Below are 17,438 nucleotides of genomic sequence, written 5' to 3' on the forward strand. Positions count from 1 at the left end.
ATGGATCGGATAATCGGCCGCGCCCGCTGGCCCCGCTGGCTGGCGGCGCTGGCGCTGGGCGGGGTTTCGGCCACGGGCTTCGCGCCGCTGGGGCTGTGGCCGGTGACGTTGGCCGCCGTCGCCTTGTGGATGGCGCTGGTGCGGGCCGCGCCGGGCCTGCGCGCGGCGCTGGCGGTGGGCTGGTGGTTCGGCCTCGGCCATTTCATCATCGGCAATGACTGGATCGCCACCGCCTTCCATTATCAGGATGCGATGCCGGCCTGGCTGGGGTGGATCGCGGTCACGCTGCTCGCGCTCTATCTCGCTTTGTTTCCCGCGCTGGCGGCGGGGCTTGGCTGGGCGGGCGGGCGAAGGCGCGGCGATGCCTATCCGCTGATCCTCGCCGCCGCCTGGATATTCGCCGAATGGCTGCGGGCGACGCTGTTCACCGGCTTCGCCTGGAACCCGCTGGGGGTGATCTGGCTGGATGCGCTGGGCGTCGCCCGGCTGGCGCCCTTCATCGGCACCTACGGCCTTTCGGGCGTGGCGATCCTCGTCGCGGGCGGCCTGATGCTGCTGGGCGAGCGCCGCTGGAAGGCGGGCGCGGCGCTGGCGGCGGGGCCGATCGCGATCGGCGTCGCGCTGCTGCTGGCCGAAGGCGCGCCGGTGCCGGCCAGGGGCCATGCCGTCCGCATCGTCCAGCCCGATATCGGCCAGCAGGACAAGTGGCGCCAGGGCTTCGAGGACCGCAATTTCGCCCGTCTGGCGAGCCTGTCCGGCACGCCCGGCCCGGAACCGCGCCTGCTCCTCTGGCCCGAGGCGGCCGTGCCCGAATATCTGGAGGAAAGCCGGCCCGAGGATATCCGCGCCCGTGCGCGCATCGCCCGCCTGCTCGGCCCCAGGGATATCATGCTGACCGGCGGCACCGCGATCGAATGGGGCAAGGACAATTTCGCCGCCGGCGCGCGCAACAGCCTGTTCGCGATCGACGCGCGCGGCCGCATCCTCGCCCGCTACGACAAGGCGCATCTGGTGCCCTATGGCGAATATCTGCCGATGCGGCCGATATTGTCGGCGATCGGCCTGTCGCGGCTGGCGCCGGGCGATCTCGATTTCTGGCCGGGGCCGGGGCCGAGGAGCCTCGGCCTGCCGGGCTTCGGCAAGGTGGGCGTGCAGATCTGCTACGAGATGATCTTCTCCGGCCAGGTCGTCGATTCCGCGCACCGGCCCGATTTCATCTTCAACCCCTCCAACGATGCCTGGTTCGGCCCGTCCGGCCCGCCGCAGCATCTGGCGCAGGCGCGGCTCCGCGCGATCGAGGAAGGGCTGCCCGTCATCCGCGCGACGCCCACCGGCATCTCCGCCATCATCGATGCGCGCGGCAACCTCGCCGCCAGCCTGCCGTGGCGCACGGCGGGCGCGATCACCGGGCGGCTGCCGGCCGCCCTGCCGCCCACGCCCTTCGCCCGATACGGCAATATCCTGCCCATCCTGTTCGCGGGGCTGCTGGTGGCGCTGGCGATTGCGCACCGCCGCATCGCGCGCTAAGAGACATAAGGAATCCTTTATATCTGGCTTGCGACCGCGGGCCGGGAAACTCCGAAAGGGCATGTGTTCGATGCGCAGCGACTATCTCTTCACGTCCGAGTCGGTTTCCGAAGGCCATCCCGACAAGGTGGCGGACCAGATTTCGGACGCGGTGGTCGATCTGTTCCTTTCGCGCGATCCGGAAGCCCGCGTCGCCTGCGAAACGATGGTGACGACCCAGCGCATCGTGCTGGCGGGCGAGGTCCGCTGCCGCGAGGACGTGACGCCGAGCCAGGCGGAGATCGAGGAGGCGGTGCGCGCCACCGTGAAGCGCATCGGCTACGAACAGCATGGCTTCCACTGGCAATATGCCGATTTCGCCTGCCACCTGCACGGCCAGTCCGCCCATATCGCCATGGGCGTGGACGAAGCCGGCAACAAGGATGAGGGCGCGGGCGATCAGGGCATCATGTTCGGCTATGCGACGGATGAGACGCCCGATCTGCTGCCGGCGACCCTCTATTACTCGCACCGCATCCTGGAACGGCTGGCGCATGATCGCCACAACAACGTGGTCGATTTCCTCGAGCCCGACGCCAAGAGCCAGGTGACGCTGAAATATGAAGGCGGAAAGCCCGTGCGCGCCACCGCGCTGGTGGTCTCCACCCAGCATTCGCCGGCGCTCAGCAACGATGCCGGCCAGGCGAAGCTGCGCGATTATGTGAAGGGCGTGTTCAAGGATGTGCTGCCCGATGGCTGGATGCCGGGCGACGACGCCATCTACGTGAACCCGACCGGCCTGTTCGAGATCGGCGGCCCGGACGGCGACGCCGGCCTCACCGGCCGCAAGATCATCGTCGACACCTATGGCGGCGCGGCGCCCCATGGCGGCGGCGCGTTCAGCGGCAAGGACCCGACCAAGGTGGATCGCTCGGCCGCCTATGTCGCCCGCTACCTCGCCAAGAACGTGGTGGCGGCGGGCCTCGCCAAGCGCTGCACCATCCAGCTTTCCTACGCGATCGGCGTGGCCGAGCCGCTGTCCCTCTATGTCGACACGCACGGCACCGGCACGGTGGACGAGGCCCGGATCGAGGAGGTGCTGCCCACGCTGGTGCGCCTGACCCCCAAGGGCATCCGCACGCACCTGAAGCTGAACAAGCCGATCTACCAGCCGACCGCCGCCTACGGCCATTTCGGCCGCAAGCCGGAAGGCGATCTGTTCACCTGGGAAAAGACCGATCTGGTCGATCAGCTCAAGGCCGCCCTGGCCTGACCCCGAAAGGCCGGAACCTCGCTGGTCGGGCGAGGTTCCGGCGCGACGCCACGCGGAAGCTGGCGTCTTGCCGCCCTCCCCGGTAGAGGGCGGGCGCATGAACGACCCATCCACCATCCGCCGCCTCTATGGCCGCCGCCAGGGGCACAAGCTGCGCCAGGGCCAGGCCGCCCTTGTCGAGGATCTGCTGCCGCGCGTCGCGGTGCCGGAAGCCGGGCCGGTCGATGCCGCGACGCTGTTCGGCGATCCGGCGGGGCAGGGGCGCCCGCTGGAGCTGGAGATCGGCTTCGGCGCCGGCGAGCATCTGGCCGCGCAGGCGGCGATGCGGCCCGATCATGGCTTCATCGGCTGCGAGCCCTTCCTGAACGGCGTGGTCGGCGCGCTCGGCCATGTCGAGCGCGAGGGGCTGGAGAATGTGCGCATCCACATGGGCGATGCGCTGGACGTGCTGGAACGCCTGCCCGATGCCTCGCTGACGCGCGCCTGGCTGCTCCATCCCGATCCCTGGCCCAAGGCCCGCCATGCCAAGCGCCGTTTCATGAATCCCGGCCCGATCGCGCTGATCGCCCGCAAGATGAAGCCGGGCGGCGAATTCCGCTTCGGCACCGATCATCCCGTCTATTGCCGCTGGGGCATGATGGTGATGGGCCAGAGCCCCGATTTCGTCTGGCAGGCCGAAACCCCCCGCGATTTCCTGGAACGTCCCGCCGACTGGCCCGAAACCCGCTACGAGGCCAAGGCCCGCCGCATCGGCCACGAGGTCTGGTATTTCCGCTACATCCGCCGATAGGCGGCGGTCAGGACCCGGCTTCCGCCTGGGGCGGGGGGATGTCGGCGATCAGGCGCTTGCCCGTCGGGTCGATGCGGAAGGTCGTGCACAGAAGGTCCAGCGCCATCTCGGCCTCGCGTCCCTCGAGCGCGATCAGCGCATAGGCCGTTCCCTCGCCGGGCTGGGGGATCGGCACCGGCGCGGCGGAAATATTGTCGCGGTCGACGATCGACGCGGCGATGATGACGCCACGGGAATCGTGCACGGCATGCAGTTCCTTCGGCATTTCCGGTCTCCTGGGCCGATTTCGGGGCAGATGGCATCGTCATCCGGCCCCGGGATCGTGTTGAACAAGGGATCTGCCGGCCCTAGGCGCGCAGCGCGGCGAAGATGATCATCATGTCGTCCGACGCCCGCGTCTCCATCACCTCGGTCTGGCCGCTGCCGTCGACATAGGTGTAGAGCGTTTCCCAGCGGAGCGTGGCCGATCGCAGGACGACAGCGGGGCGCACCGTGAAGCCCCAATAGGCATCGCCGGTGCCGAGCTTCCAGAACCAGGCCACCTGGCTCGCGGCGCGCTGAAAGACCTGGGCGGTGATGAACGTAGCCATGTCTGGACTCCGTGCATGGGTGCGGGGAGAGCCTGGGCACGGCCGGGATTCATAGCACGGGCGCGCGCCATCCGATAGCGGTCGAGGCGCCCATGCCGCCACGGGGGAGGGCACCGAACCTGATCGCCGGCGATCGGCCGTGGCGAGCCATAGCTGCGACGGAAGGGCCGGCCGCGCCTTGCATCGGATCGCGAATTGCCATGCAATCCGGGGCATGAAGGCGGTTGCGCGGTTCCTCTGCATGGCGGCGCTGTTGCTCGCGCCGCTTGCCCCCGTCCCGGCGAGCGAGGGCGCGGCCCCGCCCGTCTACGAACTGCGCACCTATCGCATCCCGGCCGCCAACAAGGCGCATTTCCACGCCCGCTTCCGCGACCAGTGCATCCCGATCATGAAGAAATATGGGTTCGACATCGTCTTCACCGCCGATGGCGGAACCCCCGAAGCGCCCGAATTCGTCTATCTGCTGCGCTGGAAGGATGAAGGGACGAAGGCGGCAACATGGCGCGCCTTCCTCGCCGACCCCGACTGGATCAGGATCAAACGCGAAACGGCCGCCCGATACGGCACGCTGGTGGAGGATACCGCCAGCGAGGCGCTGGCGCTGACGGACTATTCGCCCCCGCTTCCCTGACGAACCGCACGACATGCCGGTCCGATGGCCTGTTCTCCGCATCGGCGCGCTCGACCGGACTCACGGAGCGGCGTGCCCGATGGGCCGGAATGCCAAGGAGAGCGGGCATTCCACCAGCCCCATCGTCATTCCTGCGAAGGTGGGAGCCGGAGGCCGACGCAGCTAATCCATTGTGCCGGGCGCCATCGACCCCATCGAGCCCGCCGCGCCCAAGGATGAGCCGCGCCGGCCTCCTGTGCCCCGCCTGTCGCGCGATGGACCTTGAAACAAGTCAGGGTGGCGGCCTCTCCGCCTGGCCGGAAACCCGTCGCCCTCGATGGTGATCCGTCCTAATCCCGCTCGGGCGGATCGATATGCACCCAGGCGGCGGGGTCGTCCGCGCGGCGGCCGTCGGGCAGGGGGACGTCGCCTTCCTCGTCCGGGCCTTGCCAGTCCTGTCCCGGCCGGCGGGGGCTTTCGCCGGGATAGGGCACGGCGCCGGTGCGGGCGCGCACGATCGGCAGGTGATCGCGGATCGCCGCCTCGCTCCGGCCCAGCCGGCGGGCGATCACGTCCGGCGCCATGCCGGCGGCGTCCATGCTTTGCATCAGATCGAGGTCGGTATCCGTCCATTCCAGATCGTCGCTGCCGGGCATGGCCGATCCCTCCATCCGCTTCATCGCAGGGTGCGATTGTGACGCCATGTTCCCATGACGCGCTTTGCGCTTCAACCGGGGACGATCAGGCTTTAAGGCAATGCCATGGGTCTCGCACGGGGAGACGGCCCGCGTCTTTTCGCGAGAGGCCGGCAATGATCATGCTCAGCCAGGGGGCGGCCGCGCTTGTCGCGGGGCTGGGCGCCGCCTGGCTGGCGGCGGCCGGCTGGGCCACCGTGGTCGGCCTGCGCCGCGCCGCGCGGGCGACGATCGCGGAGGCCGCGTGCGATCGCTATGCCGAGCTTGTCGCCGGGGCGCCCGCCGTTCCGGTGCTGGTGGAGCCCGATGGCCGGATCGATGCCGGCGAAAGGCTGGCCGACTGGCTGGGCCTTTCCGTGGTGCCGCGCACCGTGGAGGAATTTGGCGGCCCCGAAGGCGGGCTGGAGCCGGCCGATGCGGAGGCATTGGCGGAGGCGGTGCGGGCGACGCAGCGCAGCGGCGCGCCCTTCCACCGCACCTTCCGCGTCCGGGGATCGACCCGCGTGCTGGTGGCGCGCGGCCGGCCGGGCATGGCGGCCGGCCGGGTGGTGCTGTGGCTCTATGACAATACCGACAGCGAGGAGGAGATCGCCCGCCTGCGCGACGGCGCCGGCCGGCTGGCGCGCGCGCTGGAATCGCTTTCCGCGCTGATCGAGGCGGCGCCCTTCCCGATGTGGCATCGCGGGCCGGACCTCAGGCTGGCGCTGGTCAACGGCCGCTATGTGGAGGCGGTGGAGGGGCGCGACGCGGCCGAGGTGATATCGCGCGGGCTGGAGCTGGTGGAGGCGGCGAGCGACGGCATCGGCCCGATGGCGGCGGCGGCGGCGGCGCGCGACGGGGCCGAGCCCCGCGTGCGCACGGTGCCCGCCACCATCGCCGGCGAACGGCGGATGGTGCGCATCGTCGATGTGCCCCTGGGCGAGGCCGGGGTGGCCGGCTACGCCTTCGACGTGGGCGAGCTGGAGGAAGCGCGCGCGGACCTCGCCCGCTTCGCCCGCGCCCAGCGCGTGCTGCTGGATCATCTTTCCGCCGGTGTCGCCCGGTTCGGCGCGGACCGGCATCTGGCCTTCTGCAACCAGCCCTTCCAGCGCATGTTCGCGATGGAGCCGGAATGGCTGGCCGACCGGCCCGAATTCGATCGCGTGCTGGAACGGATGCGCGAGGCGAACCGCGCGCCGGAAAGCCGCGATTTCCCCGGCTGGAAGAAGGAACGGCGCGGCTGGTTCCAGGATGCGGGCGAGGCGGTGGAGGAAAGCTGGCTGCTGCCCGGCGGCGCCCATCTGCGCGTCGTCGCCCAGCCCATGCCCGATGGCGGCCTGCTGACCATCTTCGAGGACCGGACCGAGCAGATCCAGCTCGCCAGCGCGCGGGATACGCTGCTGCGGGTGCGCAGCGCGATGTTCGACAATCTGTTCGAGGCGATCGGCGTGTTCGCGGCGGACGGGCGGTTGCAGCTCTGGAACAACCGCTTCAAGGATGTGTGGCAGCTTTCGGAGGCGGAGCTGGCGCGCAACCCCAGGGTGGACGCGCTGGTGGAGGTCGTCGCCCGCCGGCTGGTCAACCCGGCGCGCGCCAGCCTGATCCGGGAACTGGTGCGCATCGCCACGGTGGAGCGCCAGCAGCGTTCCGGCAACGTCGCCTTCGCCGATGGCCGCAATTTCGAATTCGCCGCCGTGCCGCTGCCGGACGGCAATGCGCTGTTCACCATGCTGGACGTGACGGACAGCCGCCGCATCGAACGGATGCTGCGCGATCGCAACGAGGCGCTGGAGGAGGCGGACCGGCTGAAGAACGCCTTCGTCGCCAGCATGAGCTATGAGCTGCGCACGCCGCTGACGACGATCGGCGGCTTCGCCGAGATGCTGGCGGGCGGCTATGCCGGCGCGCTGGAGCCCGTGGCCCATGATTATGTGGCGGCGATCCTCGAATCGGTCGCGCGGCTGGGGGCGCTGATCGACGACGTGCTCGACCTCACCGATTTCGAGGCGGGCGGGCTGGAGATGGACGACGATCCCGTCGACCTCGAAGCCCTGCTGCGCGATGCCGCCGCCGCGATCGCCGATGCCGCGAAGGCGCGGCCGCTGGAATTTTCCGTGCAGGTCGATGCCGCCGTGGGCAGGGTGACGGGCGACAAGCGCCGGCTGCGGCAGGCGGTGGACCATCTGCTGCGCAACGCGGTGCTCTACACGCCGGCGGGCGGGCGCATCCTGCTGCAGGGCGGGGGCGACGCCACGAGCGCGCGGATCGTCGTTTCCGACAATGGCGAGGGGATCGCGGCCGAGGATCGCGACCGGATCTTCAGCCGCTTCCACCGCACGCCGGGCGAGCGGGCGGCGGAGGGGCGGCCGGCGGCTGGGCTGGGCCTGCCGCTCACCCGCCAGTTCGTGCAGTCCCATGGCGGCACGCTGGAGCTGGTGTCCGAACCCGGCGAGGGATCGACCTTCATCATCAACCTGCCGAGGGTGCAATGACGGGGCTGCCGCTTGCGGATGTCGCCGCCACCGAGGCGGCGGGCGCGGCGCTGGGCCGGCTGCTGCGCGCGGGCGACGTGGTGGCGCTGCACGGCGATCTCGGCGCGGGCAAGACCAGCCTCGCGCGCGGCGCGCTGGCGGCGCTGGGGCTGGCGGAGGAGGCGCCGTCGCCCAGCTTCGCGATCGTCCAGGCCTATGACCGGCCGGACGTCTCGCTGCCGGTGTGGCATGTCGATCTCTACCGGCTGGAGGATGCCGGGGAGGCGGCCGAGCTGGGGCTGGACGAGGCGCTGGAGGGCGGCGCGCTGCTGATCGAGTGGGCGGAGCGGCTGGGCGATCGCCTGTGGCCCGATACGCTCCACCTCACCCTGGAGACGACGCCGGACGGCGCGCGCCGCTTGACTTGGGCGGTGCCCGCGGCATGGGAGGGGCGTTGGCCCCCGAGCGAGTTTTCCGCCGCATGATCCCTCCCGCCGCCGCCCCCGATTTCCTCGCCCGCCATGGCTGGGGAGGGGCGGAAATCCTGCCGCTGGCCGGTGACGCCAGCTTCCGCCGCTATTTCCGCGTCGTGGCGCCGGGCCGCAGCGCGGTGCTGATGGACGCGCCGCCGGACAAGGAGGATATCGGCCCCTTCCTCGCGATCGCGACGGAGCTGGACGCGCGCGGCCTTTCCGCCCCCCAGGCGCTGGCGGTGGACCGCGATCGGGGCCTGCTGCTGCTGGAGGATTTCGGCGACCGGCTGGTCGGCCCCGTGCTCCGCGCCGATCCCGCGCCGGAGCGCGCCATCTATGCCGATGCGATCCGCGTGCTCGCGGCGCTGGCGGGGGATGCCGCGCCGGCTGGCCTGCCGGCCTATGACGCGGCGGTGATGACGCGCGAGGTGCGGCTGTTCACCGAATGGTATGCCCCCGCCGTGGGGCTGACGGTGGACGAGGCCGGCTTCGACGCCGCCTGGGAGGCGGCGTGGGGCGAGGTGCTGGTGGCGGTGGACGACGCCCCGGTGCTGGTGCTGCGCGATTATCATGCCGAAAATCTGCTGCTGCTCGATCGCCCCGGCCTGAAGCGGCTGGGCCTGCTCGATTTCCAGGACGCGCTGGCCGGCCACCCGGCCTATGATCTCGTCTCCCTCCTCCAGGATGCCCGGCGCGACGTTTCGCCCGCGCTGGAGGAGGCGATGCTGGCCGAATATCTCGCGGCCCGCCCCGGCATCGATCCCGAAGGTTTCCGCGCGCATTACGAGATATTGGGCGCGCAGCGGAACACCAAGATCCTCGGCATCTTCACCCGCCTGTGGCGGCGGGACGGCAAGGCCGGCTACCTGGCCTACCAGCCCCGCGTCTGGGGCTATCTGGAGCGCAACCTCGCCCATCCGGCGCTGGCGCCGGTGGCCCGCTGGTTCGATGCCAATGTGCCCGCGTCGGCGCGGGCGGCGCACTGGAAAGGCTGATCCATGGCCCTTTATGCCAAGCCCCTGTCGCTGCGCCCCAATGCGGGTGCCACGCATATCCGCACGGCGATGGTGATGGCCGCCGGCCTCGGCAAGCGGATGCGGCCGTTGACGGCCACCCGGCCGAAGCCGCTGGTGGAGGTGGCGGGCAAGCCGCTGCTGGATCATGTGCTGGATCATCTCCGCGCCGCCGGCATCCGGCGCGTGGTGGTGAACGTCCATTATCTCGCCGATGCGCTGGAGGCGCATCTCCGCCGCATGGCCGGCGACATGGAGATACTGATCTCCGACGAGCGGGGGCAGCTCCTCGAAACCGGCGGCGGCGTGGCAAAGGCGCTGCCCCTGATCGAGGACGATCATTTCCTGGTCGTCAACAGCGACAATCTCTGGGTGGATGGCCCGGTGGACGCGATCCGCCTGCTCGACCAGCGCTGGGATGACGCGGCGATGGACGCGCTGCTGCTGGTGGTGCCGCAGGCCCGCGCGCACTGCCATTCGGGGCTGGGCGATTTCCACATGGATGCGGCCGGGCGGCTGGCGCGGCGGCGGCCGGGCAAGGTGGCGCCCTTCGTGTTCACCGGCATCCAGCTCGTTTCCCGCCGCCTGTTCGCCGATGCGCCGGAAGGGCCTTTCTCCACCAACATCCTGTGGGATCGGGCGATCGCGGCCGGCCGCGCCTTCGGCGTCGTCCATCAGGGCCTGTGGTTCGATGTCGGCACGCCGGCCGCGATCGCGCGGACCGAAGCCCTGCTGGCGACGGGGTGAGCGGGGGCGCGATGAACGCGGGGCGGACGGGCATGGCGGCCGCGCCCGCCGTCTATACCATTCCGCCGCATCGCGCCTTCGCCGATGCGCTGGCGGCCGGGCTGATCGCCCGTTTCGGCGATAGCCCGCTGGGCCTGGCGCGCGGCATCGTGCTGCTGCCCAACAACCGCGCCGTCCGTGCCGTCACCGATGCTTTCGTGCGCCGTGCCGAAAAGGGGCTGCTGCTGCCCCGGCTGGTCGCCATCGGCGATCCGGAGCTGGACGAGCGGCTGGGCGGCCTGCTCGATCCCGCCGATGGCGATCCGCTGCCGCCGGCGGTCGATCCGCTCGATCGGCTGATGATCCTCGCCCGGCTGGTCGCCGATGCGCGCGCCGCCACGGGCGATCCCGCGCCGGCGGCCGAAGCGGTGCGGCTGGCGGCGGAGCTGGCCCGCACGCTGGATCAGCTTCTGGTCGAGGATAAGGAGCCGAAGCGGCTCGCCCGGCTGATCGATCCGGCGACCGAGCCCGATCTCGCCCACCACTGGCAGGCGGCGCTCGCCACGCTGGAGCTGGTGCTGGAACGCTGGCCGAGGGAGCTGGCCGCGCGCGGCCGGATCGACGCCGCCGATCGCCGCAACCGCCTGCTCGATCGCGCCGCGCGCCGCTGGGGGCAGGGGGTGCCGGCGGGCTTCGTCGTCGCGGCGGGCATCACCACCTCGGCTCCGGCGGTGGCGCGGCTGCTGCGCACGATCGCGCTGGCGCCCGAAGGCATGGTTGTGTTCCCCGGCCTCGATCTCGCCATGCCGGCGGACGCATGGGACATGCTCGGCCCGCACGATCCCGATCCCGAAACCGGGCGCCGGCGGCGCTCGATCGAAACCCATCCCCAATTCCATCTGAAGCTGCTGCTCGATCGCATGGGCGTGGGGCGCGGCGAGGTGCGGCTGTGGCGCCGGGGCGGCGGCCATGATGCGCCGGCCGCGCGCACCCGTGCCATCGGCCATGCGATGACGCCGGCGCCGCTCACCGGCGGATGGGCGACGCTGAAGCCCGCCGATCGCCGCCTGAGCGGGGTCCGCGCGCTGGAGCTGGACAGCCCGGCGGAGGAAGCGCAGGCCATCGCCATCGCGCTGCGCGAAGCGACCGAGACGGCGGGGCGGACGGCCGCGCTGGTGACGCCCGATCGCGATCTCGCCCGCCGCGTCTCCGCCCATCTGCGCCGCTGGGCCATCGAGGCGGACGATTCCGCCGGCCGGCCGCTCACCGCCACGCCGGCCGGCGGGCTGCTGCTCGCGCTGGCGGAGGCGGCGGCCGAACGGTTCGCGCCGGTGCCGCTGCTCGCATTGCTCAAGCATCCGCTGGTGCAGGCGGGCGACAAGCGGCTGGATTGGCTGGAAGGCGCGCGCCGGCTGGATCGCGCCCTGCGCGGGCCGCGCCCGGCGGCGGGGCTGGCCGGCATCACCCGCCACCTGGGCGAAGGCGACGCGCGCGAACGCAGGGTGCGCGCGCCCGCTTCGGATTGGTGGACGGCCGCCGCCGCCCTGCTCGCCCCGCTGGAGGCCGCCTTCGCCGATGCCGGGGCCGGCCCGCGCGCGCTGATCGCCGCGATCCGCGAGGCGGCGAGCGCGCTGGCCGGCGATGCGGCGTGGAGTGGGCCGGACGGGCGCGCCGCCGCCGATCTGGTCGCCGCGCTGGAAAGCGCGGCCGATCTCGGCCCCGCGCGCGCCGGGGCGGACGATATCCATCGCATCCTCCGTCAGCTCATGGATGGCACGGCGGTGCGGCCGCCGCAGGGCGGGCATCCGCGCATCTTCATCTGGGGCCTGCTGGAAGCGCGGCTGCAACAGGCGGATCTGATGATCCTGGGCGGGCTCAACGAAGGGGTATGGCCGGCCGCGCCCGCGCCGGACCCGTGGCTGGCGCCCGCCATGCGCGCCGCGCTGGGCCTGCCGGGGCTGGAACGGCGGATCGGCCTCGCCTCCCATGATTTCGCCTGCGCGCTCGGCGCCCGTCAGGTGCTGGTGACGCGCGCGCGGCGCGATGCCCGCGCGCCCGCCATCGCATCGCGGCTGTGGCTGCGGCTGGAAGCGATGACCGGCGGCATCACCCGCCACCCGCGCCTGAAGGGCTGGGCGCGCGCCATCGATCGGCCGGCGGGCGAACCCGCGCCCGCCGCGCGCCCCGCGCCATGCCCGCCGGTGGCGGATCGGCCGCGCCGCATCGCCGTCACCCGGCTCGATCGGCTGAAGGCCGATCCCTTCGCTTTCTATGCCGATGCCATGCTGGGCCTGTCGCGGCTGGATGCGGTGGATGCCGATCCCGGCCCGGCCTGGCGGGGCAGCGCCGTCCACCGCGTGTTCGATGCCTGGCTGAAGGAGGATGGCTGCGATCCCGCCAGGCTGATGCCCCGCGCCCGCGCGATGCTGGATGAAACCGCGGCCCATCCCGTGCTGCGCGCGCTCTGGACGCCCCGGCTGATGGAGGCGGTGGAATGGGTGGGCCGCACCGTCGCCGAAGGCCGCGCCGCCGGCCGCGTGCCGATCGCCTCGGAAATCTTCGGGGAGGCCGACGTGGCGGGCATCGCCCTTTACGGCACGGCCGACCGGATCGATCGCCTCGCCGACGGCGGCCTCGCCATCGTCGATTACAAGACCGGCCAGCCGCCCCGCACCGCGCAGGTGGCGGCGGGCTTCGCCATGCAGCTGGGCTTGCTCGGGCTGATCGCCGAAAAGGGCGGGTTCAAGGATGTGGAAGGCGTGCCGGCGGCGTTCGAATATTGGTCGCTCGCGGCCAAGGCGGGCGATCTCGGCCATGTCGCCAGCCCCAATAGCGGCCGTTCGGCGACGATCGCGGCGGAAGATTTCACCACGGTCGCCGCCAGCGTGTTCACGGAAGCCGCCGGCCGCTGGCTGACGGGGGAGGCGCCGTTCACCGCCAGGCTGCACCCCGAATATTCGCCTTATGCCGATTATGATCAGCTGATGCGGCTCGATGAATGGCTGGGCCGCGACGGCGGCGGCGCGGAAGGGGAGGCATAGGGGCATGGCCAATCGTCTCCGCCCTTTCGATCGGCTGCTCGGCGATCAGGCGATCGCGTCCGATCCCGAAAAGCTCGTCTGGCTGTCCGCATCGGCCGGCACCGGCAAGACGCATGTGCTGAGCGCGCGGGTGCTGCGCCTGCTGCTGGGCGGCGCGCGGCCGGAAACCATCCTCTGCCTCACCTTCACCAAGGCGGGTGCCGCGGAAATGGCGGAGCGCATCCACGCCCGCCTCGCCTGGTGGGTGCGGCTCGACGAGGCGAAGCTGCGCAAGGAATTGTTCGCGCTGGGCGCCGCGCATGATGACGATGCGGTGGCCCGCGCCCGCGCGCTCTTCGCCGGCGTGCTCGATGCGCCGGGCGGGGGCCTGCGCATCCAGACGATCCACGCCTTCTGCCAGACCTTGCTGGCGGGCTTTCCCGACGAGGCCGGGCTGGCCCCCGGCTTCCGCCCGCTGGAGGGGCGGGAGGAATCCGCGCTCGCCCGGCGCGTGCTGGGCGAGATGCTGGAACGGGCCGAGGCCGGCGGCGAGCTTGGGCTGATCGCCGATGTGCAGGCGCTCAGCCGGCGGCTGGGGGAAAGCGAGGCCGAATCCTATCTGATGGCCTGCGCCCGCGCGCCAGAGGCGATGGAGGCGCTGGGGCCGGGCGTCGCCGCGCGGGTGCGCATGGCGCTGGATGTGCCGCTGGGCGACGTGGAGGAAGCGATCGCCGCGGCCTGCGCCGATGCCGCCTTCGATGTCGCGGCGGTTCATGCCGTCTCCCGCGCCAATGCCGCCTGGGGCACGGCGACGGGGCTGAAGGCGGCGGATGCCTGCGCGGCCTTCCTCGCCGCCTCCGCCGGCGCGCGCGCGGCGATGCTCGACGATCTCGCCGCCGTGGTGCTCACCAGGACGGGGGAGCCGCGCAAGGCCAGCGCCAGGCTGCTCGCGGAGGAGCCGGCCTATGCCGATCTCGCGCAGCGGGTGGGCGATGCCTGCGCGGCGCTGATCGGCCTGCGCCTGCGCGCGCAGCTCGCCGATCTGCTGGCGGCCGGCCTGCGCGCGGGCCAGGCCTATGCGCGGGCCTATGCCGATGCCAAGCGGGTGGCCGGCGTCGTCGATTTCGATGATCTGATCCGCTCGGCCGTGCGCCTGCTCCAGACGGAGGGGATGGGCGATTGGGTGCGCTACAAGCTCGATCAGGCGATCGATCATATCCTGGTGGACGAGGCGCAGGATACCAATGTCCGCCAATGGATGATCGTCGCCGCGCTCGCGGGTGAATTTTTCGCGGGCGCGGGCGCGCGGCATCCGGCGCATCGCACCATCTTCACGGTCGGCGATTTCAAGCAGGCGATCTTCGGTTTCCAGGGCACCGATCCCGCCGCCTTCCTCGCCGCCAGCCGCGTGTTCGATCATCGCGCGCGGGAGGCGGACCGGCAGTTCCACCAGCTCTCGCTCGATCGCTCCTTCCGCTCGACCCCGCCGGTGCTGGATGTGGTCGATCGGCTGATCGCGGATCTCGGGCATGAGGCGATGGGCCTCGATCGGCCGCCGCCCCGCCATCTCAGCGCGCGCGAGGGGCGGCCCGGCGTCGTCACCCTGTGGCCGCCGGTCGCCGCCGGATCGGCGGAGGAGGAGGATGCCGAGGAAGGCTGGATCGACGATGCCGCCCGCGCCTTCGCCGCCCGGCTCGCCCGGCAGGTGCGGCAGTGGATGGACGATCCCTTCTGGGTGGACGGGCGCGGTCGCCCGTTCCGGCCGGAAGACCTGCTGATCCTCGTCCGCAAGCGGGGGGAGCTCGCCTCGCTGATCGTCGCCCGCCTCCATGCCGAAGGCGTGCCCGTGGCCGGCGTCGATCGCCTGCGGCTCACCGCTCCGCTCGCCGTGCGCGATCTGCTGGCCGCCGTCCGCTTCGTCCTCCAGCCGGAAGACGATCTGAACCTGGCGGGCCTCATGGTCTCCCCGCTGGTCGGCCTTTCGCAGGACGATCTCTACGCCGTCGCCTTCCGCCGCAAGGGCAGCCTGTGGCAGGCGCTCCGCGCCGCCGATCGCTTCGCCCCCGCGCGCGATGCGCTTTCCAACTTGTTGGGAATCGCGGACCTGACCACTCCTTACCGGTTCCTTGAGCATATCCTTTCCGGCCCCCTCGACGGCCGCCGCCGCCTGATCGCCCGCCTCGGCCACGAGGCCCGCGACCCGATCGAGGAGCTGCTGAACGCCGCCCTCCAGTTCGAAAGCGACGCCACCCCCTCCCTCCAGCGCTTCATCGACTGGTTCGATCGCGGCGATGTCGAAATCAAGCGCGATCCCTCCGCGCCGATGGATGCCGTCCGCGTGATGACCGTCCACGGCTCCAAGGGCCTCCAGGCGCCGGTGGTCGTGCTGGCGGACGCCACGGGCGATCCCTCCGCCTCGCCGGTCCGCGGGCTGGACTGGACGATGGAGGAGGGGCTTTCCGTCCCCGTCTTCCGCCCGCGCAAGGCGGAACTGGCCGGCGGCGGCATGGCCGCGGATGTCGAGCGCGCCCGGCGGCGCGACATGGAGGAACATTGGCGGCTGCTCTACGTGGCGGCGACGCGGGCCGAGGAACGGCTGGTGATCGGCGGCGCGCTGGGGCCGAAGGCGAAGGGCGCGCCGCCGCCGGCAAGCTGGTATCGCGCGCTGGCGGACGCGATGGAAGCGCTGGGCGCCGTTGCCGAGCCCGATCCCGAATGGGGCGAGGCGCGCCACCATCGCGGCGGCGCCGCGCGCGGCGGGCGGGCACGCGCGCCGCGCGCCGCCATCCCCTTCGCCCAGCCCGAATGGCTGCGCCGTCCCGCGCCGCGCGAGGCGCAGCCGCCCCGGCCGCTCGCGCCATCCTCGCTGGGGCTGGATGCGGTGGCCGATCCGCCGCCGACGCCGACGATGCAGGAAGCCGCCCGGCGCGGCACCTGGCTCCATGCCCTGTTCGAACGGCTGCCGGCCTTGCCGGCCGACCGGCGGCACGTGGCGGCGCTCGCCTGGCTGGAACATTCGGCCGGCGTAACGGACGCGGCGTTGCGCGAGCGGCTGGCAGCCGATGCCTGCGGCGTGATCGCCGATCCCGCCTTCGCCGACGTGTTCGGCCCGGATTCGCTGGCCGAGGCGCCGATCGCCGCCGTGGTGGAGGGCCGGGTGGTGGCCGGCACGGTCGATCGGCTGCTGGTGCGGGACGGGGCCGTGCGCATCGTCGATTTCAAGACGGGCCGGCGCGTGCCCGCCGGCCTGGAAGCGGTGCCGGACCACCATCTGCGGCAGATGGCGGGCTATGCCGCCGCGCTCGCCGTGGTATTCCCCCGCCACCGGATCGATGCCGCGCTCCTCTACACCGGCGGTCCGCGCATGATCGTGCTGCCGCCCGACCTGCTGGCGCGTCACAAGCCGAGCTTGACCCCCGAGGAGCAAAACCTGCCCCTTGCCCGTTGAGGAAGGCGGCGGCGCTGCCTACATCGTTCCGGAACACCAAGGAGTCTGCCAGCATGGCCACCAAGACCGTTACCGACGCTTCGTTCCACAGCGATGTCCTGAATGCCGACGGCCCCGTGCTCGTCGATTTCTGGGCGGAGTGGTGCGGGCCGTGCAAGATGATCGGCCCGGCGCTGGAGGAAATCTCCGACGAACTCGGCGAGAAGGTGACGATCGCCAAGCTCAACATCGACGACAATCCCGATGCGCCCAGCAAATATGGCGTGCGCGGCATCCCGACGATGATCCTCTTCAAGAACGGCGCCCCTGCCGCCACCAAGGTCGGCGCGGCACCCAAGAGCCACCTCAAGGGCTGGCTGGAGGGCGAGCTTTAAGATCGGGCCACCCGATCGAGCCTGCCGTAAAGACATCGACTTGCAAGCGGGGCGGAGCTGTGGCCAAAGACGGCCATGCTTCGCCCCTTGCTTTTCAGCCTTCTGATGATCCTCCCTGCGGCCGCGCCGGCGGAGGTGATCCGTCCCGTCAGCGAGAAGAGCAGCTTCCAGATCGCCCTGGAAGGGGAGCGGCCGGTGCTGGTGCTGTTCCAGGGCAAGAATTGCGCCGCCTGCCGCGCGGTCGAGCAGTGGATCGACCAGCTTTCCGGCGAACTCGACGGCAAGGTCGACATCGTAAGCCTCGATATCGACGAGAATCCCTACACCAAGGAAGCCTTCGGGGTTGAGGGCACGCCGACCCTGCTGATGTTCAAGGATGGCGAGCAGGTGGGCGGCATGGTCGGCGCCACCGCGCGGGAAGACCTGCGCGCCTTCATCGCCAAAAGCGCGCACATCCCGCTCTGACGCGG

General features: G+C 71.5%; 15 protein-coding genes. 12 read left to right on the plus strand and 3 right to left on the minus strand.

Annotated features, from left to right (window positions below; genetic code table 11):
- The 3 genes from lnt (at nucleotide 1) to trmB (ending at nucleotide 3,569) form a co-directional block, all read left to right on the plus strand.
- On the plus strand, nucleotides 1-1,527 hold the full coding sequence (gene lnt, locus CV103_RS12565; protein ID WP_107395120.1) for an apolipoprotein N-acyltransferase: 1,527 nt from the start codon (nucleotides 1-3) through the stop codon (nucleotides 1,525-1,527).
- 70 nt (nucleotides 1,528-1,597) lie between these two features.
- Nucleotides 1,598-2,779 (plus strand): methionine adenosyltransferase, encoded by a 1,182-nt coding sequence (metK, locus tag CV103_RS12570; RefSeq protein WP_015457654.1) that lies wholly within the window; start codon nucleotides 1,598-1,600, stop codon nucleotides 2,777-2,779.
- Nucleotides 2,780-2,876: 97 nt separating this feature from the next.
- Nucleotides 2,877-3,569, plus strand: a complete 693-nt coding sequence (trmB, locus tag CV103_RS12575; RefSeq protein WP_107395121.1) for a tRNA (guanine(46)-N(7))-methyltransferase TrmB — start codon at nucleotides 2,877-2,879, stop codon at nucleotides 3,567-3,569.
- A 7-nt stretch (nucleotides 3,570-3,576) separates the two neighbouring features.
- On the opposite strand, the gene CV103_RS12580 is transcribed toward trmB, so the two are convergent.
- Both CV103_RS12580 and CV103_RS12585 read right to left on the minus strand, forming a co-directional pair.
- The gene (locus tag CV103_RS12580) at nucleotides 3,577-3,834 is read right to left on the minus strand and encodes a hypothetical protein (RefSeq protein WP_015457652.1); all 258 of its coding nucleotides are present in this window, start codon (nucleotides 3,832-3,834) and stop codon (nucleotides 3,577-3,579) included.
- 82 nt (nucleotides 3,835-3,916) lie between these two features.
- Complete coding sequence (locus tag CV103_RS12585) at nucleotides 3,917-4,159, minus strand: hypothetical protein (protein WP_015457651.1); 243 nt, start codon at nucleotides 4,157-4,159, stop codon at nucleotides 3,917-3,919.
- A 214-nt stretch (nucleotides 4,160-4,373) separates the two neighbouring features.
- Between CV103_RS12585 and CV103_RS12590 the strand changes: the two genes are divergently transcribed.
- Complete coding sequence (locus tag CV103_RS12590) at nucleotides 4,374-4,790, plus strand: NIPSNAP family protein (RefSeq protein WP_211314392.1); 417 nt, start codon at nucleotides 4,374-4,376, stop codon at nucleotides 4,788-4,790.
- A 329-nt stretch (nucleotides 4,791-5,119) separates the two neighbouring features.
- On the opposite strand, the gene CV103_RS12595 is transcribed toward CV103_RS12590, so the two are convergent.
- Nucleotides 5,120-5,425 (minus strand): hypothetical protein, encoded by a 306-nt coding sequence (locus CV103_RS12595; RefSeq protein WP_139181737.1) that lies wholly within the window; start codon nucleotides 5,423-5,425, stop codon nucleotides 5,120-5,122.
- A 161-nt stretch (nucleotides 5,426-5,586) separates the two neighbouring features.
- Here CV103_RS12595 and CV103_RS12600 point away from each other — a divergent pair, with 161 nt between their 5' ends.
- From CV103_RS12600 to CV103_RS12635, 8 genes are all read left to right on the plus strand, one after another.
- Nucleotides 5,587-7,935, plus strand: a complete 2,349-nt coding sequence (locus CV103_RS12600) for a sensor histidine kinase (protein WP_107395144.1) — start codon at nucleotides 5,587-5,589, stop codon at nucleotides 7,933-7,935.
- Nucleotides 7,932-8,399 (plus strand): tRNA (adenosine(37)-N6)-threonylcarbamoyltransferase complex ATPase subunit type 1 TsaE, encoded by a 468-nt coding sequence (gene tsaE / locus CV103_RS12605; RefSeq protein ID WP_107395122.1) that lies wholly within the window; start codon nucleotides 7,932-7,934, stop codon nucleotides 8,397-8,399. The genes CV103_RS12600 and tsaE overlap by 4 nt, the downstream gene beginning before the upstream one ends.
- The gene (locus CV103_RS12610; RefSeq protein WP_015457646.1) at nucleotides 8,396-9,382 is read left to right on the plus strand and encodes an aminoglycoside phosphotransferase family protein; all 987 of its coding nucleotides are present in this window, start codon (nucleotides 8,396-8,398) and stop codon (nucleotides 9,380-9,382) included. The genes tsaE and CV103_RS12610 overlap by 4 nt, the downstream gene beginning before the upstream one ends.
- Nucleotides 9,383-9,385: 3 nt before the next feature.
- A complete protein-coding gene (locus CV103_RS12615; RefSeq protein WP_015457645.1) occupies nucleotides 9,386-10,147 on the plus strand; it encodes a nucleotidyltransferase family protein in 762 nt (253 codons plus the stop codon).
- A gap of 32 nt (nucleotides 10,148-10,179) precedes the next feature.
- Nucleotides 10,180-13,167, plus strand: a complete 2,988-nt coding sequence (gene addB, locus CV103_RS12620) for a double-strand break repair protein AddB (protein WP_107395145.1) — start codon at nucleotides 10,180-10,182, stop codon at nucleotides 13,165-13,167.
- A 4-nt stretch (nucleotides 13,168-13,171) separates the two neighbouring features.
- Entirely contained in the window at nucleotides 13,172-16,594 is a 3,423-nt protein-coding gene (addA, locus tag CV103_RS12625; protein ID WP_107395146.1) for a double-strand break repair helicase AddA, read from the plus strand.
- A gap of 53 nt (nucleotides 16,595-16,647) precedes the next feature.
- Nucleotides 16,648-16,968, plus strand: coding sequence for a thioredoxin TrxA (gene trxA / locus CV103_RS12630; RefSeq protein WP_015457642.1), 321 nt, complete (start codon nucleotides 16,648-16,650; stop codon nucleotides 16,966-16,968).
- A 105-nt stretch (nucleotides 16,969-17,073) separates the two neighbouring features.
- Nucleotides 17,074-17,433 (plus strand): thioredoxin family protein, encoded by a 360-nt coding sequence (locus CV103_RS12635; RefSeq protein WP_236626850.1) that lies wholly within the window; start codon nucleotides 17,074-17,076, stop codon nucleotides 17,431-17,433.
- The last annotated feature ends 5 nt before the right edge of the window (nucleotides 17,434-17,438 follow it).

The organism is Edaphosphingomonas fennica (assembly GCF_003034225.1).
GTDB classification, from domain to species: Bacteria; Pseudomonadota; Alphaproteobacteria; order Sphingomonadales; family Sphingomonadaceae; genus Sphingomonas_E; species Sphingomonas_E fennica.